General features: G+C 37.6%; 20 protein-coding genes. 7 read left to right on the top strand and 13 right to left on the bottom strand.

Going from position 1 to position 26,130, the window contains the following annotated elements:
- Positions 1 to 49: 49 nt before the first annotated feature.
- From B3I52_RS03280 to gyrA, 4 genes are all read right to left on the bottom strand, one after another.
- Positions 50 to 937 (bottom strand): 3-hydroxybutyryl-CoA dehydrogenase, encoded by an 888-nt coding sequence (locus B3I52_RS03280; RefSeq protein WP_293298708.1) that lies wholly within the window; start codon positions 935 to 937, stop codon positions 50 to 52.
- Between the two features lie 84 nt (positions 938 to 1,021).
- The gene (locus B3I52_RS03275; RefSeq protein WP_293298682.1) at positions 1,022 to 2,155 is read right to left on the bottom strand and encodes a tetratricopeptide repeat protein; all 1,134 of its coding nucleotides are present in this window, start codon (positions 2,153 to 2,155) and stop codon (positions 1,022 to 1,024) included.
- A gap of 79 nt (positions 2,156 to 2,234) precedes the next feature.
- Entirely contained in the window at positions 2,235 to 3,323 is a 1,089-nt protein-coding gene (locus B3I52_RS03270) for a tetratricopeptide repeat protein (protein ID WP_293298678.1), read from the bottom strand.
- A gap of 106 nt (positions 3,324 to 3,429) precedes the next feature.
- A complete protein-coding gene (gene gyrA, locus B3I52_RS03265) occupies positions 3,430 to 5,967 on the bottom strand; it encodes a DNA gyrase subunit A (protein ID WP_293298675.1) in 2,538 nt (845 codons plus the stop codon).
- A gap of 343 nt (positions 5,968 to 6,310) precedes the next feature.
- Between gyrA and B3I52_RS03260 the strand changes: the two genes are divergently transcribed.
- From B3I52_RS03260 to B3I52_RS03230, 7 genes are all read left to right on the top strand, one after another.
- Positions 6,311 to 6,796 carry a DUF4442 domain-containing protein gene (locus B3I52_RS03260; RefSeq protein ID WP_293298673.1) on the top strand — a complete coding sequence of 162 codons (486 nt, stop codon included), beginning with the start codon at positions 6,311 to 6,313 and terminating at the stop codon, positions 6,794 to 6,796.
- 59 nt (positions 6,797 to 6,855) lie between these two features.
- Positions 6,856 to 7,482: a helix-turn-helix domain-containing protein gene (locus tag B3I52_RS03255; RefSeq protein ID WP_293298671.1), complete on the top strand. Its 627-nt coding sequence runs from the start codon at positions 6,856 to 6,858 to the stop codon at positions 7,480 to 7,482.
- Positions 7,483 to 7,571: 89 nt separating this feature from the next.
- Positions 7,572 to 8,960 (top strand): MATE family efflux transporter, encoded by a 1,389-nt coding sequence (locus tag B3I52_RS03250; RefSeq protein ID WP_293298669.1) that lies wholly within the window; start codon positions 7,572 to 7,574, stop codon positions 8,958 to 8,960.
- A gap of 29 nt (positions 8,961 to 8,989) precedes the next feature.
- Positions 8,990 to 10,126, top strand: coding sequence for a cytochrome-c peroxidase (locus B3I52_RS03245; RefSeq protein ID WP_293298666.1), 1,137 nt, complete (start codon positions 8,990 to 8,992; stop codon positions 10,124 to 10,126).
- Between the two features lie 310 nt (positions 10,127 to 10,436).
- On the top strand, positions 10,437 to 13,328 hold the full coding sequence (locus B3I52_RS03240) for a tetratricopeptide repeat protein (RefSeq protein ID WP_293298664.1): 2,892 nt from the start codon (positions 10,437 to 10,439) through the stop codon (positions 13,326 to 13,328).
- Positions 13,329 to 13,517: 189 nt separating this feature from the next.
- Entirely contained in the window at positions 13,518 to 13,838 is a 321-nt protein-coding gene (locus B3I52_RS03235) for a CsgG/HfaB family protein (protein WP_293298661.1), read from the top strand.
- Between the two features lie 390 nt (positions 13,839 to 14,228).
- A complete protein-coding gene (locus tag B3I52_RS03230; RefSeq protein ID WP_293298658.1) occupies positions 14,229 to 17,144 on the top strand; it encodes a T9SS type A sorting domain-containing protein in 2,916 nt (971 codons plus the stop codon).
- 56 nt (positions 17,145 to 17,200) lie between these two features.
- Here the strand turns inward: B3I52_RS03230 and dinB are convergent, their stop codons facing one another.
- The 9 genes from dinB to B3I52_RS03185 form a co-directional block, all read right to left on the bottom strand.
- Positions 17,201 to 18,298 carry a DNA polymerase IV gene (gene dinB / locus B3I52_RS03225; protein ID WP_293298656.1) on the bottom strand — a complete coding sequence of 366 codons (1,098 nt, stop codon included), beginning with the start codon at positions 18,296 to 18,298 and terminating at the stop codon, positions 17,201 to 17,203.
- On the bottom strand, positions 18,298 to 19,236 hold the full coding sequence (locus B3I52_RS03220) for a hypothetical protein (protein ID WP_293298654.1): 939 nt from the start codon (positions 19,234 to 19,236) through the stop codon (positions 18,298 to 18,300). The genes dinB and B3I52_RS03220 overlap by 1 nt, the downstream gene beginning before the upstream one ends.
- Before the next feature lie 16 nt (positions 19,237 to 19,252).
- Complete coding sequence (locus B3I52_RS03215) at positions 19,253 to 20,002, bottom strand: hypothetical protein (protein ID WP_293298652.1); 750 nt, start codon at positions 20,000 to 20,002, stop codon at positions 19,253 to 19,255.
- A gap of 39 nt (positions 20,003 to 20,041) precedes the next feature.
- Positions 20,042 to 20,725 (bottom strand): pseudouridine synthase, encoded by a 684-nt coding sequence (locus tag B3I52_RS03210; protein WP_293298649.1) that lies wholly within the window; start codon positions 20,723 to 20,725, stop codon positions 20,042 to 20,044.
- A gap of 46 nt (positions 20,726 to 20,771) precedes the next feature.
- Positions 20,772 to 21,077, bottom strand: a complete 306-nt coding sequence (locus B3I52_RS03205; RefSeq protein ID WP_293298646.1) for a hypothetical protein — start codon at positions 21,075 to 21,077, stop codon at positions 20,772 to 20,774.
- A 559-nt stretch (positions 21,078 to 21,636) separates the two neighbouring features.
- Entirely contained in the window at positions 21,637 to 22,110 is a 474-nt protein-coding gene (locus B3I52_RS03200) for a hypothetical protein (protein ID WP_293298643.1), read from the bottom strand.
- Positions 22,103 to 22,660, bottom strand: coding sequence for a peptidoglycan-binding protein (locus B3I52_RS03195; protein ID WP_293298640.1), 558 nt, complete (start codon positions 22,658 to 22,660; stop codon positions 22,103 to 22,105). The genes B3I52_RS03200 and B3I52_RS03195 overlap by 8 nt, the downstream gene beginning before the upstream one ends.
- Positions 22,661 to 24,216: 1,556 nt before the next feature.
- Positions 24,217 to 24,786: a hypothetical protein gene (locus tag B3I52_RS03190; protein ID WP_293298637.1), complete on the bottom strand. Its 570-nt coding sequence runs from the start codon at positions 24,784 to 24,786 to the stop codon at positions 24,217 to 24,219.
- Between the two features lie 686 nt (positions 24,787 to 25,472).
- Positions 25,473 to 25,748, bottom strand: coding sequence for a helix-turn-helix domain-containing protein (locus B3I52_RS03185; protein WP_293298634.1), 276 nt, complete (start codon positions 25,746 to 25,748; stop codon positions 25,473 to 25,475).
- Positions 25,749 to 26,130: the final 382 nt, after the last annotated feature.

The following is a 26,130-nucleotide window of genomic DNA, read 5'->3' as shown; positions in this document are numbered from 1 at the left end:
TTATTGAAATTTAAACAGTTTCTTAGTTAAATTAACTATTTGCTATCAACTAAAGAAACTTCGCTGCAACCTTAGCTTCTTTTAAACCGTTGCTATAATCATAAAAACCTTCGCCAGATTTTACGCCTTTTTTACCTGCAGTAACCATATTTACCAAAAGAGGGCAGGGGGCATACTTCGGGTTTCCAAAGCCTTGGTGCAATACGTTCAAAATTGCTAAACATACATCTAAACCAATAAAATCGGCCAATTGTAGTGGTCCCATTGGGTGCGCCATACCTAATTTCATCACGGTATCAATTTCGTGAACACCAGCAACACCTTCGTAAAGCGAATAAATTGCTTCGTTAATCATCGGCATTAGAATACGGTTGGCCACAAAACCAGGATAATCGTTCACTTCAACAGGCACTTTATCCAATTTCTTGGACAATTCCATAACTATATTTGTAGTTGTATCACTGGTAGCATATCCTCGAATAACCTCAACCAATTTCATGATAGGTACAGGATTCATAAAGTGCATACCAATTACTTTATCGCCACGGTTGGTAGCAGCAGCAATTTTGGTAATAGAAATAGAAGACGTATTGCTAGCTAAAATAGTTTCGGGTTTGGTGTAGGTTGTTAAATCCTTAAAAATTTGAAGTTTCAGCTCCATATTTTCTGTTGCAGCTTCTACAACTAAATCTACATCGGCCACAGCAGATTTTAAATCGGTGTGTGTACTTAAGTTATTTAAAGTATTTTCTTTATCGGTAGCTGTAATTGTTTCTTTAGCAACTTGGCGATCTAAATTTCTGCCAATAGTATCCATTGCTCTTTGTAAAGCGTCGGCATTTATATCAATTAATTTTACAGCATAACCAAACTGAGCGAAGGTATGAGCAATACCATTGCCCATAGTACCAGAGCCAATAACAGCAATTTTTTTCATCATCTTTTATAAGGTAGAGGGATTTAAAATATCAACTTAACATAATGTAGATTATATGACAACACGATAGTTATAAATAACCCTTTAAAATTCGTTTAATTTTCGTTTAAGTTCTTGCACTTTATCTAACTTATTTTTACGCGTATAAATCTCAACGAGCAATTTCATGGTGTTTTTATGGTTAATGTTAAGGTCGTGTGCTCTTAACAGAGAATACTCTGCACGATTAATGTTCGCTGTGAACTTTTTGTTGTTTTTTTGTTTAAGTGCTTCATTTGCTTCTTGAATATATGCCAAAGCAAGTTGATACAAAGCTTCGAAATAATTATAATCAATCTCTAGCGCTTTTTTATAAGACAATTCTGCCGTATTTGTATTGCCTCTATTTTGGTATAGATAACCGTAAAGAAAAAAAAGCAATTTGTTTTGTTTATCTATCTTTAATGAAGTTTCTACTGCATTTGTAGCTTTTTCGTATTGCTCATTATCTAACAAGATGTTAATATAATCGTTGGTTAACTGCGGATGATTGGCATTTAAGCTTAGACCTTCTTCTAGCGTTTTAATAGCCAGCTCATTTTCGAACTTTGAAGTATAAATATTGGCTATATTTTGGAACAGTAATGGATTTTTGGCACCGTTTTGTTTAGCTTTTAAAAAATAGGTAAGCGCATCATTGTATTGTTGTAAGTTTTGAGCACAAACTGCAACGTTGGTGGCCAATAAGGTATCGGCAGGCATAAAATCACTTACACTCTTAAGGAGTTCATATGCGGTAATAAAATCATTCTGTTGAAAAGCAACGGTGCCTTTTTCTTGCATTTTCACATAAATGTTATGTTCTGCAGCTTGGATCAGCTCGGTGTTAGACTGAAATTTATCGAGTTTTTGGGCGCTCGTTAATGCACCTTTTGCCGCTAAAAAGTATTTTTCGGCATTAGTTTCATTATCATCTATAAGGGCAACATAAGAACATAAGTATGCTTTTATAGCCCAAGTTTCTGGCCAATTTTTGGTTTTTCGATCTTTTTCTGCTATTTCAACAGCTTTAATCCCCTCTCCTATAATGGTTAACTGTTTTTTAATATCAGCTTTATCGGCTATGCTTTTTTGTAGCTTGGCAAGGCTGTTATTGGCAGTCTTTAGCTGAGAACTTTGGGCAAACGCCAAATTGCTTGTAATTAGAAGTACAAGAATGTTAAAGAATATCTTATGCATTGTGATGTAGCTTTATGCAAAGTAACTAAAAAAGGGAGATAAAACTTAATTATCTCCCTTTTATCAACTGATTTTACGATCAATTATTATTTTGAGGTAAGGCTTTTAAAAGCTTGTTCGTTTCTTCATAAGCTTTGGTGTCATTTTTAAAAGCATAAATTTGTTTCAATGCTTCTAAAGTATGTACTGCCTTAGGGTCAAGTTCTAATGCTTTTTTATAAAATGGTAACGACTTGTCAATTAGAGCCGTCATTTTAGCAGTTAAGGCATTATATTCTTTTACTTTTTTAGCATCTAACTTTACCCTCTCGTTCTGAACACCTAGTGCTTGTTTGTAATAGGTTTCTCCTAGTAAGAATTGATAAATTGCTTTGTTAGGGTCTTTTGCTACTAATTTATTTAACGAAGCTTGAGATTTTTCAATTTCTCCTCTTACAATATAAATATCTGTTTGAGTACCTACAAAATCAGGGTCATCAGGAAATTTAACCAAGGCTTCCTCAATTGAAGCTAAACCAGCAGCAGTATCTTTTAAATTAACTAACTCTATATTAATAGCTTCTAAAAAAAGATTTTTAGCTTCTGGAACATTAAAAGCAATTACTTTTTTGAAATTTTTAACAGCACCAGCATAATTCCCCGCTTGTTTAGCTGCAACACCAGCATTTAGAAACATTGAAGTGTCTGTAGGGTTTTTCTCTGTAATTTCAGTGAAGATTTTAAACGCTGTAGCGAAATCTTTTTTATTATAAGCCCTAATAGCTCTAGTTTGAATTGCATTTGCGATGTTAATCTGAGCATTTGCAAGGTTTTCTTTTTGATCACCTTTTTTATCTAATTCGGTAGCTTTCACAATTGCCTCTTCGGCAATTTTTTGCTTTGCCAATGCATTTGCATCGTTAAGGGTATCTAATAAAGCCACTGCCGATGCCATTGAAGCTCTTAAAGCCCAAGGCTCGGCCAGGTTTTTAGTTTTTTCGTGAGCAATAGCTAAATCTGTATGTGCCAAACCTTTATTTAAATTTTCTAAATTTTTCTTAAGATTTTGTGCTTGGTTCATTGCCTGAAATAAATCCCAAGATTTTTTTGCTTCGGAAACTTCAGATTTTTGGGCGTAGGCAAATACTGACAAACTCATGATACCTACACTTAAAATTAACTTTTTCATTCAATTATAAATTTTGTTGTTTAAACGTTAAAATCCATCATGATATTGTTTTTATTACTAATTACAATTTTTCATGATGGACTTATTTTAAAATTAAGTTATTTGTTTATTCTTCTGTAGCATTTTCACTACTTGTTTCATTGTTTGGTGTTTCTTCGCCGCCCAATTGTTCGTCAACTTCTTCCTCATCTTCATGGTCAATTCTAGCTACCGAGGCAATCTCATCGTTACCTTTTAAGCTAATTAGCCTCACTCCTTGCGTGGCTCTTCCCATTACCCTGAGTTCGCTTACGGCAATTCTAATAACGATACCAGATTTATTGATGATCATTAAATCGTCAGCGTCGGTTACATTTTTAATGGCTACAAGCTCACCAGTTTTATCGGTAACGTTAATGGTTTTAACACCTTTGCCACCACGGTTGGTTACACGGTAATCTTCAATATCGGTACGTTTTCCGTAACCTTTTTCAGAAACCACCAAGATAGTTGCATCGCTACTGTTTACAGCAATCATGCCAACAACTTCGTCTTTATCGTGCCCTAAAGTTACACCACGCACACCCGTTGCAGTTCTGCCCATTGGTCTAACGGTGCTTTCGTTGAAACGAATTGCCCTACCAGAACGCAATGCCATTACAATTTCGCTGCTTCCGGTAGTTAAGCTTGCTTCCAATAATTGATCGCCTTCGTTAATGTTAATGGCATTGATACCGTTAACACGTGGACGAGAATAAGCCTCTAGAGAAGTTTTCTTAATGGTACCTTTTTTAGTACACATAACGATAAAGTTGTTCTCTAAATACTCTTGGTCTTTCAAGTTTTTAACCTTGATGTAAGCTTTAACTTTTTCTTCTTTAGGGATATTGATGATGTTTTGTAAAGCACGTCCTTTACTTTGACGACTTCCTTCCGGAATTTCGTAAACCCTTAGCCAGAAGCACCTACCAGCTTCGGTAAAGAACAACATGTAATTGTGGTTAGTGGCAATCAACAAGTGTTCTATAAAATCTTCATTCCTAGAATCACTTCCTTTCGAACCTTTACCACCCCTACCTTGTGTACGATATTCTGTTGCTGGTGTACGTTTAATATATCCTTCATGAGAAATGGTAATTACAACTTCTTCGTCTTCGATGAAGTCTTCCATACTCATATCTTCTGCCGAGTGAACAATGGTTGTCCTACGTTCATCGCCATATTTATCTAAAATCTCCGTCAATTCATCCTTAATGATTTGCATACGAAGGCCTTCATCTGCCAATACAGATTTTAACCATTCGATAGTTTTCATTAATTCGGCATATTCTTCTTTAATTTTATCACGCTCTAGTCCGGTTAACCTACGGAGGGTCATGTCTAAGATAGCACGAGCTTGAATGTCGCTCAAACCAAATTTCTCCATCAACCCTGTTCTAGCCTCATCTGGAGTGCTAGAAGCACGAATGAGTTTAATTACTTCTTCAATGTGATCTAAAGCAATTAATAAACCTTCTAAAATATGTGCACGTTTTTCGGCCTCTGCCAACTCAAAACGAGTACGACGAATAACTACATCGTGTCTGTGTTCAACAAAATGATGTATAAGGTCTTTAAGATTTAATAACTGCGGACGGCCATTTACCAGTGCAATGTTATTTACGCTAAATGAGGTTTGTAATGCCGTTTGCTTAAACAGGTTGTTTAAAACGATACTTGCGTTCGCATCACGTTTAATTTCGTAAACAATGCGGATACCGTCTTTATTAGACTCATCTTTGATGTTCGAAATTCCTTCAATTTTTTTCTCGCCAACCAATTCAGCAGTACGCTCAATCATCATGGCTTTGTTAACTTGATAAGGAATTTCGGTAACGATAATTACCTCGCGATCTTTAATTGTTTCAATTTCAGCTTTGGCACGCATTACAATACGGCCTCTACCTGTTTCAAAAGCTTCTTGTACACCAGCATAACCATAAATAATGGCTCCCGTAGGGAAATCTGGCGCTTTTATAAATTTCATTAGCTCGGCAATAGTAATTTCTCTATTATCGATAAAATTTATAGTTGCATTAATTACTTCGGTTAGGTTATGTGGCGCCATATTGGTTGCCATACCTACCGCAATACCCGAAGATCCATTAACTAAAAGGTTTGGTACCCTTGCCGGTAATACTGTTGGTTCTTGCAACGAGTCGTCAAAGTTGTTTTGAAAGTCAACCGTATCCTTATTGATATCAGCCAACATTTCTTCTGCAATTTTATGGAAACGAGCCTCGGTATAACGCATTGCCGCTGGCGAGTCGCCATCAACGGAGCCGTAGTTACCTTGTCCATCTACCATCATGTAGCGCAAGCTCCAAGGCTGGGCCATACGCACCATGGTCATATATACAGATGAATCTCCGTGCGGGTGGTATTTACCCAACACCTCACCCACAATACGTGCCGATTTTTTGTACGGTTTGCCAGCACCTACACCTAGGTCTTGCATACCATAAAGTACCCTACGGTGTACCGGCTTTAAACCATCACGCACATCGGGTAATGCTCTGCTCACAATTACCGACATCGAATAATCGATATAGGCAGTTCGCATCTGCTCATCGATATTAATGGGGATAATCTTATCGTTCTCTTGATTTTCTAAATCTTCTGCCATAAGTTTTTTGTGTTTTGCGTTTGGAGTAACGCGTCAAGCGTTTTATCGCTATTCGCTAATCGCCAACCACAAGATTATTATGTTTTATTATAACCTTGCGAATTTAGCAAAATAAGCTACACTTTAAAGCCCATTGTGGAAAAGTTTTAGATATGCCATAATTGTTACAAAACACAGCTTTTAGATTAAAAAAAGCCACAGATATACAGATTTTATCAATACGATGAATTATCGGAATTTTTGAACAGGCTATAGCGATGAATCTACAACTAGCCAGTTACACTCCAGTTAAGTTTTGCACAATGTTTTTATACTTCAATACAAATTGTGATATTTAAAAATCATGATGGTTTCTGAGCGTACCCTAAAATGGGCATTAAGTTTATATCCACCCTTACTGTTTCAGCGTATTTGGGTAAGAAAATTCCATAAGGATTTTAAAGGTGTTGATGTAAAAATTAGCAATAGTGTAGTTAATAGAAATTACAACGGTTCTATTTTTGGTGGTACTATTTATGCCGCTACAGATCCTTTTTATGCCATTTTGTTTGATCAGTTAATGCAACGGAAAGGCTATAAATGCAGAGTTTGGCTAAAAAGTGCATCCATTCAATACCTAAAGCCTGGGCTTACTACTTTATATTTTACCATAAAAATAACGGATGAAATGATTGCCGAAGCCGAGCAGGCGCTAAACGAACATGGTAAATTTGTAAAGGCCTACCCTATGGAGCTCTTTAACAAACACGGAGAACTGTGTGCCACGGTAATGAACGAGGTATATTTGAGAATTAAATTTCCTAACGAAAAACAACGTGTAGCTATTTAAAGTTGAAAGTGTGAAGTACAAAGTTTAATTTTTTCATCGCTTCATCAAATTAACCTAAAATGAATATTAAAAGACTGATACTTGAAGGTGAAAACGTAAGTATAGATTTTAAGAAGACCATTAGTAATGCTGAAAAGATTGCCAAAACATTAGTTGCCTTTGCTAACAATAAAGGCGGCAAACTTTTAATTGGCGTGGCCGACGATGGAACTATTAAAGGGGTAAAGGCCGAAGAAGAAGAAAAATACATGATTAACAAAGCGGCGCATGAATTTTGCAAGCCTGCTATTGAGCCTAGTTTTGAAGAATATATAGTAGAAGACAAACTGGTTTTAGTGGCCGATATTCCTAAAAGCGACACCAAACCTCATTACGCCCTAGATGAACAAGGAAAATGGTGGGCTTATTTTAGGATACAGGATAAAAGTGTTTTAGCCAGCAAAATAATGATAGAGGTACTGAAGAAAGATAAAGAAAACAAGGGAACTTTTATCGCTTATTCTGCACAAGAAAAATTATTGTTAGCATACCTTGCTGCCAATGGTCGTATTACCTTAAAAGAGTTTAGTAAACTTACCAGGAGCGCCTATAAAAAAGCACAGAAAATTATTATCAACCTAATTTTATCTGGTATTATTTCACCTCGTATTACAGAAAAAGAAGAATATTACGTTTTGGCAAATTAAGGCTGCATGTTGTAAAGTTGACATCTTACAGACTGAAAACTAGATATGGACAATTGTTAACTGAAAACAATTTCCGACTTTTGCGTCCTATGTTCACTTATTCATTTGGCAAGTACAAAGCGTACTACAAAGACAACCTTATTTTGGCTTTACCTATTGTACTTTCACAACTTGGGCATACATTGGTGCACATGGCCGACGGTATGATTGTTGGACATTTTGCAGGTACAGTACAATTGGCAGCTGTTTCGTTGGTAAACAGTTTATTTATGCTAATCTTAGTATTGGGTTTAGGAATTTCTTATGGATTAACGCCACTAATTGCACAAGCTAATGGCAGTAAAAACAAGGAAGAATGTGGTCGTTTACTATCCAATAGCTTATTAATTAACACCTTGGCAAGCATTATCCTTTACGGATTAGTGTTAATAGTTTATCACAAAGTAATTGATCATTTAGGGCAAGCACCAGATGTAGTTTTACATGCTAAACCCTATTTACAATACTTGGGAATATCCATATTTCCATTAATGATTTTTCAGGCATTTAAACAATTTACCGAGGGCTTAGGCTTTACTAAACAAGCCATGATGATTTCTATTTGGGGCAATGTAATTAATGTGGTGTTAGGAATTATTTTTGTAAAGGGCATGTTTGGCATTGCACCAATGGGCGTTAGCGGTGTAGGTTTAAGCACCTTAATTGACCGTATTTTAATGGCAATAGCAATGGGCACTTATGTTTTTAATGCTAAAGATATTAAAACATATCTAACTGATTTTAAGTTATTTTCGTTCGATACTTCAAGAATTAAAAAAATAGCAAAACTAGGTGCGCCTGTTGCCATGCAGTATTCTTTTGAAATTAGTGCATTTAGCGGTGCAGGCATATTAATCGGCACCATAGGTAAAGTAGAGCAAGCGGCACATTTTACGGCATTGTCTTTAGCCGCTTTTACCTACATGTTGGCTACGGGTATAGCCAATGCGGCAACTATTAAAACAGGCAACAACTTTGGCAGCAAAAACTTTTTTGGTTTACGTTTATCGGCTATTGCCAGTTATCACATTGTGATTGTTTTTATGTCTATTACCGCTTTGATTTTTATGTTAGCCAACAATTACCTGCCTTATATTTACACTAGCGATACAACAGTTGTTGCCATTGCCGCACAACTGTTAATAATAGCAGGTTTTTTTCAGTTATTTGATGGTACACAAGTGGTTGGCTTAGGTGTTTTAAGAGGCTTGGGCGATGTAAACATGCCTACTTTTATTACATTTCTTTCTTATTGGGTAATTGGTATTCCGGTAGGATATTTATTGTGTTTTGAGTTTGGGATGGGCGTAAAAGGCATTTGGTACGGATTAACTTTTGGCTTGCTAACTGCCTCTATCCTACTGTTTATTAGATTTCAAAATCGCACTAAGAAATTGGCTGCAAGCATAAAAACTGATCTTCATCAGGATAGGCTTTAGATCAGGCACAATTTGCTATTTTTACACCAATGAACAAAGTGCTACTTGGCCTCAGCTTTCTTTTTAGTTGTTTGCTATTTATTTCTTTCAAAGGCTCTAATTGGAACACTGACGAACTAACGCTAGCTTCCTTAAGAAAAATATATTCTAAACCTAGCCGTTACTGGCCAAAACCCAACGTAGATAAAGGCATAGCTTTCCAAGAACTCGCAGTAGTACAACCCTCTCCTATTAATTTGTCTAACGATTCGATAAAGAAAGTAGTAGAGCTAGGCAAGTTGTTGTTTTTCGACACGAGACTTTCTGGTTCTAATCAAATTTCTTGCGCTACCTGCCATAACCCCGCCTTGCATTGGGCAGACGGCAAAGAAGTGTCTATAGGTAATGAACAACTGCCCAATATTCGCAATGCGCCATCGCTAGAAAATGTATGGATTTACAACAGTTTCTTTTGGGACGGAAGAGCAAAAAGTTTAATAGAACAAGCCAAAGGCCCCATAACTGCCCATAATGAGATGAACCAAGATTTAAAATTGTTACCTCGAAAATTATCGAAAATAAAAGGTTACGACACCCACTTTATTGAGGCATTTGGTACATCACAAATAACTAATCAGCGTATTTTCGAAAGTTTGGCCACCTTTCAACAAACTATTGTAAGCCAAGAAACCAATTTCGATAAATTTTTAAACGGAGATAAAGCTGCATTAACCGACCAACAATTACTAGGCCTGCATTTGTTTAGAACCAAAGCCAGGTGTATGAATTGCCACAACGGTGCCTACTTTACCGATAAAGAATTTCATAACATAGGCCTAACCGAATATGGCACAAAAAATGAAGATTTAGGTTTGTATAACATCACCAAAAATACCAGAGATGTAGGCAAATTTAAAACACCCGGACTGCGTAACGTAACTAAAACCGGTCCGTGGTTTCATCGAGGTTCGGTAAAAAACATGGATAGCCTAATGGTGCTTTATAATATGGGCATGCCCGAACACGAAATAAAGCCTGGTCAGGAAAACGATCCTTTACTGCCCAAAAATGATAAATTAGTAAGAGGAATTATGCTGACAATTAGAGAAAGAAAAGCCCTTATTGCTTTTTTAGAAGCCCTATCATCGCCACCAATGGACATAGCTATTGAACAGTTGCCCAAATAGCCTTAAATATGATCTCCGCTATGCTTGTCTGGCTTTAGTTCTTTTTGGTTTAGCTCATTCTCCAAATCTTTTTGGTCTTTCTTTATGGTTTCTCTTTACCAAAAAGTAGATAAACCCTAAAATTGCTACAATAGCTACCGCAATAAGAATAAAATTAACCTTCATTATCTTTTGTTTATTAACAAATTTAATTTCAACGAGTTAACCACACGTTAATTAAGGATTAAATTTTATTCCAATAGATACTATTTGTTTCTCAAAAATATTTTTACATCCTTTACGACTTTATTTTTATTAAGTTCCTAATCGTATGTTAAAATCTCATTTCGCTCGTCTTGTTATTCTATTTCTTGTTTTCTTCGTTAATCTCTCGCTTTTTGCACAAGAACATCATTTAATACAGAAAAGAAAGATAGATTCGCTCACGGCTATTCTTCAAAAACAATCTTCGTCTGATACCTTAACGGCAAAGCGGATGAATGACCTGTCTGTCCTTTACCTACGGGAAACACAATTAGATCTTGCAATAAGCTATGCCCAAAAAGCCCTAAAAATCTCAGAAGAGCTGGATTATAAATTTGGCGAAGCAATTGCTTACAACCTCATCGGGATGGTTTTTGCATATAAAAGTAACTATCCAGAAGCACTAAAAAAATTCTCAGAGGCTTTAAAGAAATGGGAAGAAATCGGAGATAAACTTAGAACTGCAGACTCTTACAACCACATCGGAATTGTTTATAACTATCAAGGAAATTATCCTGAAGCTCTGAAAAATTATTTTGGAAGCTTAAAATTATTTGAAGAAATCGGTGATAAAAAAGGAATTGTACATGCTTATAACAACATCGGGATTGTTTATAAAAATCAAGCCAAATACCCCGAAGCACTAAAAAATTATTTCTTAGCCTTAAAAAAATATGAAGAAATAGGCGATAAACATGGAATTGGAATGGCTTATAATAATATTGGAGATATTTATAATCATCAAGGCAAGTATTCCGAAGCGCTGAAAAATCATAATATATCTTTTGAAATAAAAAAAGAGCTCGGAGACAAACAGGAAATTGCAGGCGCTTATATCAGCATAGGGCTTATCTACAAGGGACAGGGCAAGTATCCCGAAGCACTAAAAAATTATTTCGCAGGCCTAAAAATATATGAAGAAATTGGGGATAATTCGGGGGTTGCAAGTTCTTACAATAATATCGGGCTTGTAGAGCATAAGTTAAACAAGTCGGCATCTGCGAAAAAATACTATGAAAAGGCCTTAGCTCTTGCTAAGAAAATAGGTGTAAAGAGCCTTATTAGAGACATTTACTACAACTCGACACTAGCAGACAGTTCCCTTAACAATTATAAAGATGCTTACGGAAACTACAAACGGTATATCGCACTTCGTGACACCCTGGTGAACCAAGAGAACGAAAAGAAAAGCCTGCAGGCATCTATGGGCTATGAATATGAAAAAAAGGCGGCTGTCATCCAAGCAGAACTTAAAACTAAAAATCTACAGAGAAACGTAGCCGCCGTCGGATTGGGGCTTATGCTTGTGCTCGCTGTTTTTGCCTTCTATTTTTTCAGATTGAGAAATAAAAGCTTAAAAATAGAAAAGCAAAATCTGGAATTGCAACGCAGGGAAATGGAAACTATTAAGCAGACCGAACAGTTCAAATCCCGCTTTTTGGCAAACATTTCTCATGAATTTAGAACGCCGCTCACCTTAATTAACGGCCATTTAGAGGTATTAAAAGAAAGCGGACGAAAAGAAGATTTTTCTCATTTTGAAGAAATGGAACAAAACGGGAAAAGACTGCTTAATCTAATTAATCAGTTACTAGATCTCTCTAAAATGGAAAGTGGACAATATAATCTCCAATACAAAAAAGGAAATGTGCTGAACGAAGCGAGTATGTTGGTGCAGTCTTTTCATTCTTATGCGCAACAGCATGGTATTTCGCTAAGGCTGCAACACACCGAAAATACAAAACTCTTGTCCGAAAATCCGTTTATCTACTCTTCAGAAGCTTTGGCGGTTATCATTACCAATTTAATTTCTAATGCTATTAAATACACGCCATCTGCTGGAAGCGTAACTGCTACCTTAGATTACAGCGACAGCAAGTTTTTTGTAACCGTTACCGATACAGGAAAAGGTATTGCACAAGATCATTTGCCTAAAATTTTCGACCGTTTTTATCAGGTAGATGAACCCGGACAGCGCAGTTATGCGGGCTCTGGCATTGGGCTGGCTTTGGTAAAAGAGCTGGCAATACTACATGGCGGTAATGTTATGGTAAATTCGCCTGCCGAAGGTGGTTGTATTTTTACTTTTTGGCTCGAAAGCGCTGAAACAGAAGATCAAGAAAATACAGTTGCTGCCGGGCAGCACATTGCTTTTCCTGTTAGAGAAGAAAATCAAGTGGTTAACACTGAAAATGAGCAGCAAAACATAGAGCTTCCCCTATTGCTTATTGTGGAAGACCAGTCCGAGTTACGGAATTTTATAATTCAAAATTTGGGAGATGAATACCGTTATGTAGCAGCAGCAAATGGTAAAGATGGGTTAATGTTGGCAGAAGAATTATTGCCGGATTTGATTATCAGTGATGTGATGATGCCCGATACAGATGGTTTTGAACTGTGCCAAACGCTGAAAAGCAGTGTAGCTACCTCGCACATCCCCGTGTTATTGCTTACAGCAAAAGCAGAGCAAAAAGATAAGCTTGCTGGTTTAGAAACAGGAGCTGATGATTATATTACCAAACCGTTTTCACTGGCAGAACTAAAGTTGCGTGTAAAAAACATTCTGAGCTTTAAAGAGCTACTCCGCAAAAAGTTTGAGGGAAATACCACGCCAACGGTAGAAGAAACACCAGAATTGAACAGCCGCGACAGAAAATTTATAGACGATTTGACCCAATCGGTTGAAGGAAACCTTTCCAATGCGCAGTTTGGTGTAAACATTTTGGCCGAAGCCGTTTTTCTATCTGTTAGTCAGCTTACCCGAAAGCTGAAAACCATTACAGGAAAAACTCCTGCCGATTTTATCCGTAACATTCGTTTTATAAAAGCTGTTGAAATGTTAAAAAATGGTGAGAGTGTTACAGATGTTTCGTGGGCAGTTGGGTTTGAAGACCCAGTTTATTTCAGTAAAGTTTTCAAAAAACATTTTGGCTTCCCTCCTTCATCGGCTAAAAAATAAATCTTATTGTTTAATAACAAAAAAACAGCCCTGTTTAGCTTTAAAACTAAACAGGGCTGTTTTTTTGACTTTTAGTAGGCTAAAGATGCGTTAAAAACACCAACTTTTTGCGCAGTTTTTACCAAAAAAAGCCCTTAGCACACCTATACATTTGCAATGACATTTAATATAAAACATCACAAAAAAATAATGAAAAAAAGACTGTTCATTTTACTACTATCATTCACTTCTTATTCTGTAGTTGCACAGGATAGAATAGCTGTAGCCATCATTCCAATTACGTTTAACGAAAACAACGTTTCTGCTTCTGATGCGAAAATAATTCAGGAAACGGTATTAAACACCTTCGTAGCAACCAAAAGATTTACCGTAGTTGATCGCGAAAAACTGCAAGACATAGAAAAAGAAAAAAAGCTACAAAGAAGTGAAGCTTTTATGGATAGTCAAAATGGCGTAAAAGAAGGAGTTACAACTGTTAAAATATGTAGATCCGGTAACTACTTGTTATAAGGATGTAACTAGTTTACTTCAGCAAATAGGAAAAAAGGTTAACATAGAGACTTACAATGATTTTGAGATGGAAAAGTTAAAGTTTTCGAAATTAACAGATTTACAAAAAATGAAAATTTTAGCAGAAAATGCTGATCTTCTAACTGTAAATGTAAACAACTAATAGTTTCATTTATCAAAAAAAGCTTCCTAAAAGAAGAAGAAAGCTTACCGATGTAAAAGGAGTTTGTGCTATTTGTTAAGTCATAATCTAAATTGTATAGCTAAATACTATATATTTTTTTAACAAAATAATATATACAGTTTGTTACGCTCTCTTAAACAGTGTTTCTTCCAAAATTATCTGTCTTTTTTTAAGAAGCACAAAAAAACTCAATAATTAATATAAATATGATGAAAGTTTACAATTTGATGCAGCACTTTGCCGTGTATGTGCTGTTGTTACTAAATGTTACAGTAGCAAATGCCACTAGTATTGATACCTTAGAAAAAAGCCAGCGTATGTTGGCAGAGGTACTTAATGCAGATGGGACTATGAAACAAGGTACAAAAGGAAGTTTTAATGCGCAAGGCTTTAAACTGGGCCATTCAAAAAACGGAATGCCTGTTTTTTTGCCAGTTGCTAATCAAGATGGTGCCATACAAGAAGGTTGGGATAATTCACCTTCAAGCCACTTTGCTCCCGATGAAATTAAATGTATTGCCGTTAGCGGAAATGACCTATATGTAGGTGGTAGAAATCTTTACAAAAAAAGTGGGGGAAAATGGAGTTCTTTATTGACGCAGGACTTTCAAAATAGCAATATTATAAATGCCATAGCAATTTCTGGTAATGATATATATATAGGAGGACGCTTTAGTTCTATTAACGAAGTGCTGCCAGCAAAAAATATTGCAAAATTTGATGGCACAAACTGGAGTGCTCTTACCGGAGGTGTTAATAGCGCAGTTTTTGCATTGGCCGTATTAGGGAATAATTTATACGTCGGCGGAGAATTTACACAAGCAGATGGTGTTACTGCAAATAGAATTGCAACATGGGACGGAACTGCATGGGGTACGTTTGGAACTGGTGCCAACGGTAACGTAAATACTTTTCTTGTAGACGGTACAAACTTATATATGGGAGGAAGTTTTACTAGTATAGACGGTGTTGATGCGAGAGCATTAGCAAAATGGAACGGTACAACCTGGAATAGCCTGGGTACTTTAAATGGTATGGTTTATGCCCTGGCATTACATGATAATTCTTTATATGTAGGGGGGAATTTTAACAGTGTTACTTTTCCTAACGTTACTGATAATACGAAGAATACTATCATTAATAGCATAGGTTCTATTGCAAAATTAGACATGAACACAGGTGCATGGCATAAATTAACCAGCGGTAATCTTGGTGGGATTTTAGAAACATTAAGGGGAACACCTGTAACCTCTATTGCAATATCACCTCAGGGGCAAGTATATGTAGGAGGGAATTTTTATAGATTTAACGGAGGCGCTGGAGTATCTAGAGTTGCGAGATTAGCTGGAACTTCTTGGGTTCATGTTAAAAGTGGCACAGATAACCCAAGTAACCATCAAACAGCAACTGTTAGTGCAATGGCATTTCTAGGTTCAGAGCTTGTTATTGGTGGAATATTTAGTGGTGTAGGAAGTGCTACTCCCGCCACTCAAAACATAGCCCAATATAATCTAGCTGAGGATAAATGGGGTTCATTATCAGATCAATTTCTTGTTGGCCAAGTATTTACCATTGCAGTAAACGGAAATGATATTTATGTAGGCGGTAATTTTAAAACCTCTAATAACATAGATAATTTAGCAAAATGGGATGGTAGTACCTGGAGTAAAGTGAGTACTAATAACATAACTGGTACAGTATATACCTTAGCTTTTAAAGAAAATGACCTTTACGTTGGCGGCTCATTTACTATAAGCGGACACAGCAGTGTTAAAAATTTGGCTACCTGGAATGGCACCACATGGAACAAACTCACCAATGGTGTAGGACCTAATAGTACGGTAAGAACAATACTAATTGCTAATACTAATATTTATGTGGGTGGCGATTTTGTAAAAATGGATAACATTGAAGCTAGTATAATAGCAAAATTTGATGGCACTACATGGAGCAGCTTAGGAAAAGGATTATTTAGAAATTTTCCACCACAGGTAAATACGCTAGCGATCATAGGCGCCGATTTGTACGTTGGAGGTGTATTTACCTCAGCAAAAAATTCTAATGACGAGAGTGTTGATGTTGCCAACATAGCAAGATGGAATACAACTAGCAACACTTGGAGTGCCCTAAATGGTGGAACTAATAATGAGGTAAAGGCTTTATGTGCTGTTGGTACAGACTTATATGTAGGTGGAAGTTTTAATCAAGTTTTAAATGCTGATGATGAAAAAGTAATGGCACGTTCTATTGCTAAATGGAACACGGTTAGCAATACATGGAGTATATTAGGCTTACAGACAAGCGGAACTTCAGTAAATAGCCTTGCAGTAGCTAGTAATTTCTTATATGTAACTGGGTTAAATACCGTTAGAAACATCGGTGGAGCAAATCTTAGCGCCAAAGGTATTGCAAAATGGGATTTAAGCACAAGTACATGGAGTACTTTTGATGATAAAGGATTTCCTGGTTATGATTTTGATATTCATGCGATGAACATAACTCCTAAAGGATTTTTCTTTGGAGGAAGGTTTGCAGTAGCAGGTGACTTACCAGCTACTAACTTTGTAAGTTACAAAACATCAATTTCGCCATTACCACTTAATACATTAGGCTTAGCTGCTAAAAAGCAAGAAAAAGGCATCAGCTTACAGTGGAAAACCACAGGAGAACAAAACGTATTGGCACATGAGCTACAAAGAGCAAGTGAAGATGGTAAATTTAAAACTTTAGTTTCTTTAACAGCTAAAAACACCTCCAATGCGCTTTATAATTGGATAGATAAAAATCCTTTTCAGGGCAACAACTATTATCGCGTTAAAACTACCGACACAGATGGCAAAACAAGTTATTTATCTGAAGCGGTAGGCGTAAACTTTAATATATCAAACACGGCGATTAATGTTTATCCAAATCCGGTAACTACCAATATGGTAAATATTACTAACGTAAACTTAGAGGGCTTACAAGAAGTAACAGTAAATGATATTAGCGGAAAAAGCATCGTAAAAGAAAAAATAAATTTCACTAATGGTAATGGAGTGTTAAACTTTAACCAAAACTTACCCAAAGGTATTTATTTACTCAAAGTAAAAGATCGCACTATTAAGTTAGTTGTACAATAATAAAAACTTTAGTAGGGTTTTATAGAGAGAGCTTCTTTAAGCTCTCTCTATTTGTTTTAAAATAATGTAGGCTGCCTCCCTTCTATCCTACTTCTCATTTTTGGTTCATGGAAGTTAGAGAAACCAACACCTAATAACCTTACACTCTTTCCTTCAAAATCAGCATTTTCTACTAATGTTCTGGCAAGCAAAATAGCTTCATTTTCATCTGTAATGGCATAGTCGTAAGAAGCACTACGAGTTATTTGCTTAAAATCTGCAAACTTTACCTTCACCGTTATAGTTCTACCAAACATTTGATACTGATTTACCCGTTTAAATGCATTTTGGGTAATTCGTAGCAGGTGGTCATAAAGTTCGCTGCCTTTATCCAAATCATAGCTAAAAGTATCTTCAGAGCTAATAGATTTAATTTCTCTGTCGGGTTTTACAGCACGGTGGTCAATGCCACGCACAATGTTATAAAAGAATTTGCCAGATTTTCCAAACAACAGCGTAAGCCGCTCTTCCGATAATTTCTTTAAGTCACTTCCCTTTCTAATGCCCTGCATTTTCATCCGCTGTGCGGTAACCTTGCCCACACCATGAAACTTCTCCACGGGTAGCTTCTCCATAAACTGCTCCACTTTCGAAGGGCCAATAAAAGTTAAGCCATCGGGCTTATTCATGTCTGAAGCTATTTTAGCCACAAACTTATTGATAGAAACTCCGGCCGATGCGGTTAAATGCAGTTCCTCTTTAATTGCCTTTTTAATTTCTTCGGCAATGGTAATGGCAGAGCCGATGTTTAGTTTATCTTCTGTAACATCTAAATAAGCTTCATCTAAAGAAAGTGGTTCTATCAAATCGGTATATCTACTAAAGATTGCTCTAATTTGCCTCGAAACCTCTTTATAGGCCGAAAAACGTGGATAAACAAAAATAGCATAAGGACAGAGCTGTTGTGCCTTTTTAGATGACATGGCCGACCGTATGCCATAAGCACGAGCTTCGTAACTTGCCGTAGCAACCACACCGCCCCTGCCCTCTGGCGAACCACCAACTACCAAAGGCTTACCTTTCAATTCAGGAAAATCTCGCTGCTCAACCGAAGCATAAAAAGCATCCATATCAACATGAATTATTTTTCGCCATTTTCCCACTGCTTTTTCCATTACTCTAAAATAAAGTCTGCATAAGCCCTCTCCTGCCAAAACCTATAGTTTTTATTCGCCAATTTGGTGCCATTAAATAAAGAATGAACAAAACCATTTTTTTCGACCAATACAGTATGAAATATTTTGGCCTCTGGGTTTTTCAGTAAAATAAATGACGTAGTGCCCCTTCGGTTTGCCCAAGTTATTTGCACTTCGGTTTCCTTTAATTGCAGTTTCCCTAAGTCGTGCGCCATTAATTTACTTCGGTACCAAGTACCACCCTTTGCCGACACTAAGGGCTTACCGTTATAAACCACCACACTATCGTTATAGGCTATTACCTGTAAGCTTTTGCCTTTTTTAGCTAACCAGTCTTTTATCTTTTGGCCATGCTTTGCAGTTTCGTAACCGTAGGTAGCATCTAAAAAAACAATCCGTTCTACATAATTTGGCAATTGCAGCCCTGCATTTATAAAACCAAAAATAAAACTGCCGCCGCCACTATGGCTATTTAAAGTTATCAAAGGCTTTAAACCCTGGTATTTCTGATAAATATGAGTAACAATACCAGCAATAATACTGTCGGCATTATGGGTTTGCCTACGCCATTGTGGCCAACTTTTCAAATTATTTTCAAGGTAAACCACAATGTAATTGCTCCTTTTTTCAGCATTTCTTACAAAGGCCGTTTGCGCACCAATATGCTGGATATCGAAATGCCAATCATCGCCTTTGGCCAGTTTTTTGCCAAAGGTTTGGGCAGTAGTATTGCCATTAGGCAAGGCATAAATAATAATTTTTGTAGGCTTTAGTGCCGAGATTTCTGGCTGGTCAAATGTTAACTTCAGCCCATGATCCAATTCGGTAATGGGCATAGCCTTTATTTTCTGCTCAAAAGTAAGTTGGGCAAAAGCAGTTATGGGGAGCAGTAAAAAAACTAAGAAGTATTTTGGCATACTTCAAAAATAGCAATTATTTGATTTGTGGCTTGCCCCCAATATTTAATACCGCACCAACAGTAAACACAGAGTGGCCCGCATTTAAAAACTTCCTACTTCTGAGCCCTATATTGCTACCACTCGTATATTGTAACTGAAAATGCTCGCTCAGTACCATTCTGGTAAAAAAAACAGGTTCAATAAATATATTGTCTTCGTTTAGTTGTGGCACATTATTCAGTTTGAAGTTTTTGGTTGACACAAAGCTTAAACGCCATGCAGTGCCGTAGTTAAGCCCGAAATTAACGCCCAAAATATTCACCTTGCTTGTTTTTTTAGAGCTATAATTAGCTTGTACAAACATTTTGGTATAATCCGAATCGTAAACATCGGTACTTACCAAAACGCCATCCTCAAAATTTCTATGGGTACGTAGGCTGTGGGCGGTGCCCATGCCTGCATAAAATTCTAATATCCTATTGTCTTCAGGGCCAAACGTTTTAAAATAACCGCCCCCAAACTCAAAATAGTTATGCTTAACATCTTTTTTTCGCCCCTCGTTGTTTAACGAGCCAAAATTAACTACAGCAGCAAGTTTATCGCTAAACGCATAGGCACTGTTTACATTTAAGTTGCCTTTTAAAGAAACATGAGCTCCGGCAGCAAACTCGCCTTTAGTGGTAAGCATGGGTGTGTTAGGTACACCCGGCATATAAATTGAAGAACAGCTACTTAACAATACAATAGCAGCAGAGAGCGAAAGTAATCTGAATTTTAACGGCATAAATCTATTTAATATCACAAATAACGACAGAAAATTACTTTACAGTATAAAGCCCATCAACTCCATCATTCTTTTAAATTCACTTTGTATAGTCGCTTCAATTTTAACGGGTTGTTGGCTAACCGGATGAGTAAACGAAAGATCTAAAGCGTGCAACAACATGGTATTCATTTGCAAATGTTCCTTAAAATAACGGTTTTGTTTATTGCAGCCATGCGGCCTATCACCAATAATGGGATGAAAAATATGTGCAAAATGCTTGCGCAACTGGTGCATTCGCCCTGTTTTGGGGTTGGCCTTCACCAAACTGTATCTTGATGTTGGGTGCTTGCCTATTGCTAACGGAATTTCTGACTGCTGCAAAGTAACAAAATTGGTTTTCGCATCCTGTAAGGTGCCGTTTTCCTTTGCCAAAGGATAATCAATTTCCATAGCAAGTGGCGCATAGCCCCTTACAATAGCCAAATAGCTTTTAACCACCAAACTTTCCTGAAACTGCTTTTGCATCGCAATTTCCGTTTCCTTGTCGAACGCGAACAACAGCACCCCACCTGTTTTTCTATCTAACCTGTGCGTAGGATTTACATGACGGCCAACTTGGTCTCTCAACATCTGTAAGGCAAATTCGTTGGCATCATTAGCTATTTTAGAACGATGCACCAATAAACCGTGAGGCTTATTAATGGCAATAAGATGCTCGTCTTTGTATATAATTTCTAACACAGAGCGAAGATAAAATTAAAATTAACGCCAGTTCTCAACAAGTAAATTATTTTTTGCCGGCCAGCGTACCTAGCTCCAACTGTTCTGCACTTATATACAACGTATTTAAAAACTTCATCCAAAATAAAACACCCCCAAAGGTGGGCACACTACAGATCAGCTCAAGGCAATGTTTGGAATACAAGCTGTAAATACAGGTATCCCACTCCTTGCTCCTAAATACCAATAACCAAGGACGAAGTAACAAATACCAATTACCAAGTACCAAATACCAAGGACCAATAACCAAGTACCAATAACCAAATACCAAATACCAATAACCAAGTGCCAAATACCAAGTACCAATGTTCAAACGAAAAAGAAAAGACGCTTTGATTAAAGCAACCAATAGCAACTTCAGGAGTAAAGACTAAGGTTGAGATTAAGGGTGAGGCTGAAAGCTAAAAGACTAAAGACTAAAGCTGAAAGACTGATGACCGATGACCGAAGTTGAAAGAGTAAAGAGCAAGGAGCAAAGAGTAAAGATAAAAGTTGAAAGACCGAAGAGCAATCCTTTTTCCGTCATTTCGAGGGAAGCATAGCGATGAGAAATCTAGCTACTTGCCAATGCAACGAAAAGAATTTGGCAGACCGAAGGCTGAAAGACCGATGACCGATGACCGAAGTTGAAAGAATAAGGGTTGAGGCTGAGGTTGAGGTTGAGCTAGACTTCTCCTCCCTATAAGCAGTCGAAAAGACGCTTTGATGAAAGCAAGCAACTTCGGTTCTTTATTCCTTGCTTTTCACTTTCCACTATGTTGCGCTATACTTTTGGCTCAATTCAAACTTATAATGATTTAAATACTACTTCATTACAAATGAAAAAAGAACTAGGCCAAGGGGGGATTTAGGAAAAGCCCCCCCTTTGGCGGCTATAACATTGTAAAAAAACGCCGCTTTACCATCCTGTAGCACAGGTATGTTGCTGATGCTAGAAATAATACCACAAAAACATGCCACCAGCTCAAGCGCCATTGCTGTTTCACTGTAGCCTCGACTTGTTTTTCCTGTTGCATTTTAGTGCTCAAATGGTGTGTTTGGGCCATGCTATCTCTTTTAAGCTTATGGGCAAGCTGTTGTCCGTGCTGATACCAATAGATTTCCTTGGCTTGGCCTTCAAATCCATCCTTTCCCCATCTAAAATTTCCTTGTGGCTTAATCCAAATCCACTCCTTAGTATCTTGCCAAGCCTTTTGCTCTTCAATTTGCCATTTATTTAATTGCGTCGATGCGGCAGCGCTATTGTTCGTTATCTCTTTGATGGTATTGGCCTTTTTTATCTTTCGTTGCATGGCACAGGCAACAAGTATAATTACACTGCAGCCCAATAGTAATGGCCTAATCATACTTACCCCCTTCTTTTGGCAACCAGTTCGCAACAGCGTTTACACTATATTTATGGCGCAGCTTGCGGTAAACCCCATCTCCTTCTCTGCTCGCTTTTGTATTGGTATTGCCTTCTATGGCATATATCCATCTATGGTATATTTTTTCTATGATGCCTGCATGTGCAATACGTTTTTTAGCTGGAAAGTATATGCCGAAAACCATACCGGGCTGTGCGGTTTTAACCAAACGCTTTGCCGGGAACAAACTGGGGCTCCAGGCGGTACGGGGCTGTGGGTAGCCCGCCTGCCCAAATACCCAGCTTACAAATGCGGCGCACCAAGGCTCGCCTTTTTTGTTGCCCGTGTAGGCTAGGTATTGTACTACCTGTGGCCCATCGTTGTTGCCCGTGGCCTCGCGAACGCCAATTTGCGATTTTGCGATGTTTAGTAGTTGGTTAGTTTTTTGGGTGTTTGCTTGATTGGCCTCTACAGGATTGCCATTAAACACAATAGTAGCGTTAGCCACCATAATGTAAAGAGCACATAGTATAATATATATTTTTGCCATGTTGTTAATGTGTTAAATTCTAAAATCAATGTTTTGATTGTGGGAAAGCCCAACACGATTAGTGTTTTGTGGAATAAGTAGGTGCTTAGCGCTTGGGTAAGTAGCCAAAGCAGCATCCCCAATAGTATAAGGTGCCAGATACCGGGATCTGCAAAGGTGATGTGCGGGTATGGTTGTAACCAGTTGGGGATGGTTAACCATAGCGTTAAGGCTAACGCGAAGGTTGCTAACAGCTTATATTGGTATAAGCTGGCCTTGTTTTGGGTTAAAATTAGTGTTTTCATTTGATTATTGCTTTTTTAAGTTGATAATGGTTGTGGTTCATATTGTTTGTTTCTATTTCTTTTTCTCCTCTACCGATAAATCGGCACAAGTTATGCCGGAGGGGCATCTTCTTTTTTTCAGTTGTTTTTATATTTTCAATTGTCTTCAAGCTTGCTCTGCAGGTTTCCTGATAAAAAAGAAGGAAAAAATCAAGGCTACCGATGAAAAATCGGTACAGGTGCACCGCCTCTCCTAAAAACCAGCCGCAACAGCTAAATAAAAAGAACTCGCTACGCTCAAACAGCTTTTTATTTTTAACGCTGTTTACGACTAGTTTTCATCTTACGCTTTTATTGATTTTAATTGTAAGATGGAGCTTATTCTCATAAATTAATATCTATGAGAAACGGTTCTTAACGTCGATGCGCTGAGGCCGTATTTCGCTATTAGCAATGCCAGTGCTTTTTGTACTATACATATCCCCCTTTGGAGTTATTTTCCTCCCCCTGCCCTCCCGAATAGTCGGGATAAACTCTCGGAGAGGGGGATATGCAAAATGCTTAAGCACCATGTGTCCCCCTTTGGAGGGGGCAGGGGGAGGAATAGTTACTACTCCCCCCTTTCGCTTTTGTTTGTTATGCTGAGCTTCCCGACTTATCGGGACAAGTAGTCGAAGCATCTGCAAGTTGTTTTGCATTAGCCCTCCTGCTCTTTTTTTTTGTTTTTGGGTAATGGTTGTGGTTCATTTCGTTTGTTTTAAGTTTCCACTCTATGCCGTGGTGGCATCTTCTATTTTTAATGTTATTTAGCCTCATAGCCGGCTGGGCCTACTTCTTTTCCATTGATGAAAAGAAGCAAAAATCTAGGCTGTATTGCCTTCCTTATACTAGCCTAGCAAAACTTTATTGGCGAAATTAGAATGCCTCCCCTCCTCTCTTTCCATTGCACGGCTGCCTAATTTCTTGTACCTGCTATATACACGTTCCTACATAAGTTTATAGAGTGTTTTTTGTTGTTTTTACATTTGTCTCTATGAGCTCTAGGTTTCTCCTATCGGTTCGCTGACTACTACTGCGGAATCCAATAAGGCCGTCCTTTGTGCTTAGCAATGCCAGTGCTTTTTGTACTGCTCATGTTCCCTTTCAGCCGCCCCGTCATATCGACAATTTGTAGGGAGTTGAGGGGCTTTCGTGTTTTTGGGTTATGAGGGTTTTCAGCTTTCTACCGTTTTAAGGTTCTTCCTACAATTGAGGTTGATGGTGAAAACTAAAAACCCTCGGTTAGTAAATTTGTTAACTAGAAATGATGTTGTTAAATACTACCACATTACCAGGGGTGTCTTTGACGGTGACCTCTAGGTTGGTGCCTAGTACTGTAGGGTTAGGTACGGTAGCGGTGTATTGCCAATCGAGACCATTTTCTAAAAGAGTTGCTGCGCCCTGTTCAATCACATTGTTATCTTCATCTAAAATCCTAACGTTTACAGATTGTAGTTTAAAGTTGTCGATAATCCTAAATGTTAGCGTGTCGCCTATTTGGCCCATGTATTCATCAGCCATTACTTTACGGAGCACTGGAGCTTTTAGATAATCTGCAAATGCGATATTGTAGGCCGATTGCCCGGGCTTTGTTTTGGCCTGGTACTGGTCTTTTAATACAGGATTGCTGATTGCCGATTTTGCGTAATAGGCCGCTTCGGTGAAGCGGTCTCTAAATTCTAGTTGAGCTTCTGTAGCTGGTTTAGTGTTCTTTTTAGGTCGCTTTGCGATGATTGTTTGTTCGGCACGTTGACGAAATACCAACATTTTGCCTACTTTACCACTTGCGCCTTGCATTACGAAGTTTTCAATTGATTTTGCCATAATATTTTCTTTTTAAATGTTTAATTGCACTTGGCTGCCCGGCCGGTGCCTCCAAATGTTGAACAAACCTAGACTAACGCAAATGCAAGAAAATATTTTGGGCTAAATTGGGCTAAATTGGGCCACATTGAGCTTGTTTAAGCTTTAAGAAGGGGAGTTTTGTTGTGTGTTTGCTGTGCCGTTCTTGTTTGATTCATGTGCTATTGTAGGGTGTTTGTTGTGTTGAACATGTGTTGGGGCTGTATGGACGCTGTATTACGGCTAGGAGGTTGCCGAAGCGGTTTGGGACGTAAAGGATGTGTTTGTTTTAAAGCTTTATTGGCGGCTGGACTATTTCTTTTTTTCAGTTGTTTTTGTATTTTCAATTGTCTTCAAGCTTGCTCTACAGGTTTCTTGATAAAAAAGAACGAAAAAATCAAGGATACCGATGAAAAATCGGCATAGGTACATAAAATCTTTATAAGCGCTGAAGTTGATAGCTAAATAAAAAGAACTCGCTGTGCTCGAACAGCTTTATATTTTTTATCGCGACCTTCTCCACATTATTTAACGTGGATTTGATGAGGCCGACGTTCGTTTTAGCATTGACATTGGCAACTGCCTGCTGCTCATTTTTCGAGATTTGAGTAAACCGTGGTACTTGGGATGCATCCGATTTTGGCCCTTGCGAAAATCGGATGCGTAATTTAGATACGGCCACGGCGGATACTTTCTTGAAAATCGGTAAATAGATCGCGTTTGAAGAAACGGTCGCCACCTGGCATTTTGATAGGTTTTAATGTGCCATCTCTAACTTTACGTTTATAGGTACTTTCACTTATACCGAGATAAACTTTTACCTGTTCTCGAGTGAGTACAACGGGAACATCAGATAAAGATGGTTGTTCATTTTTATCGGACTGCTCTTTGAGTAATAAATAGATTTTGTTAAGCAGTTCTAACAGTGTATCTACTTTATTCATAGCAAGCTTTTTAAAGTTTACACGCCAAATTCTTGTCGCTGTTTTAAGGGACTTTAATAGAACTTAGCGCTTAATTATTTAATAAAATGCTTGATCAATCTCTTCAAGGTACATAAAATAATTATTATCGGAAAATTTATAAGAATTGCTACGGGCAGTAATTAAGGTTAATTATGGGGCTTAATCTGGTCTAACAGACCTTGAAATAAATTTACAAGTAGCTTTTTGTTTACCGACAAATCGGCACAGGTTTCCCTACAGGTCAGCATCAGCTCTTAAGCTACTTTTAAAAAATAACCTATAAACATTTTTAGAAACTGTTTAAGAGCTGTTTAGAAATGATATTAATATTTATAGGTTGGGTTTGGTGGTGACACCAAAC

This window comes from Pedobacter sp. UBA4863 (genome assembly GCF_002399615.1).
Classification (GTDB): Bacteria; Bacteroidota; Bacteroidia; order Sphingobacteriales; family Sphingobacteriaceae; genus Pedobacter.
This window is presented reverse-complemented; position numbering and strand designations above follow the sequence as displayed.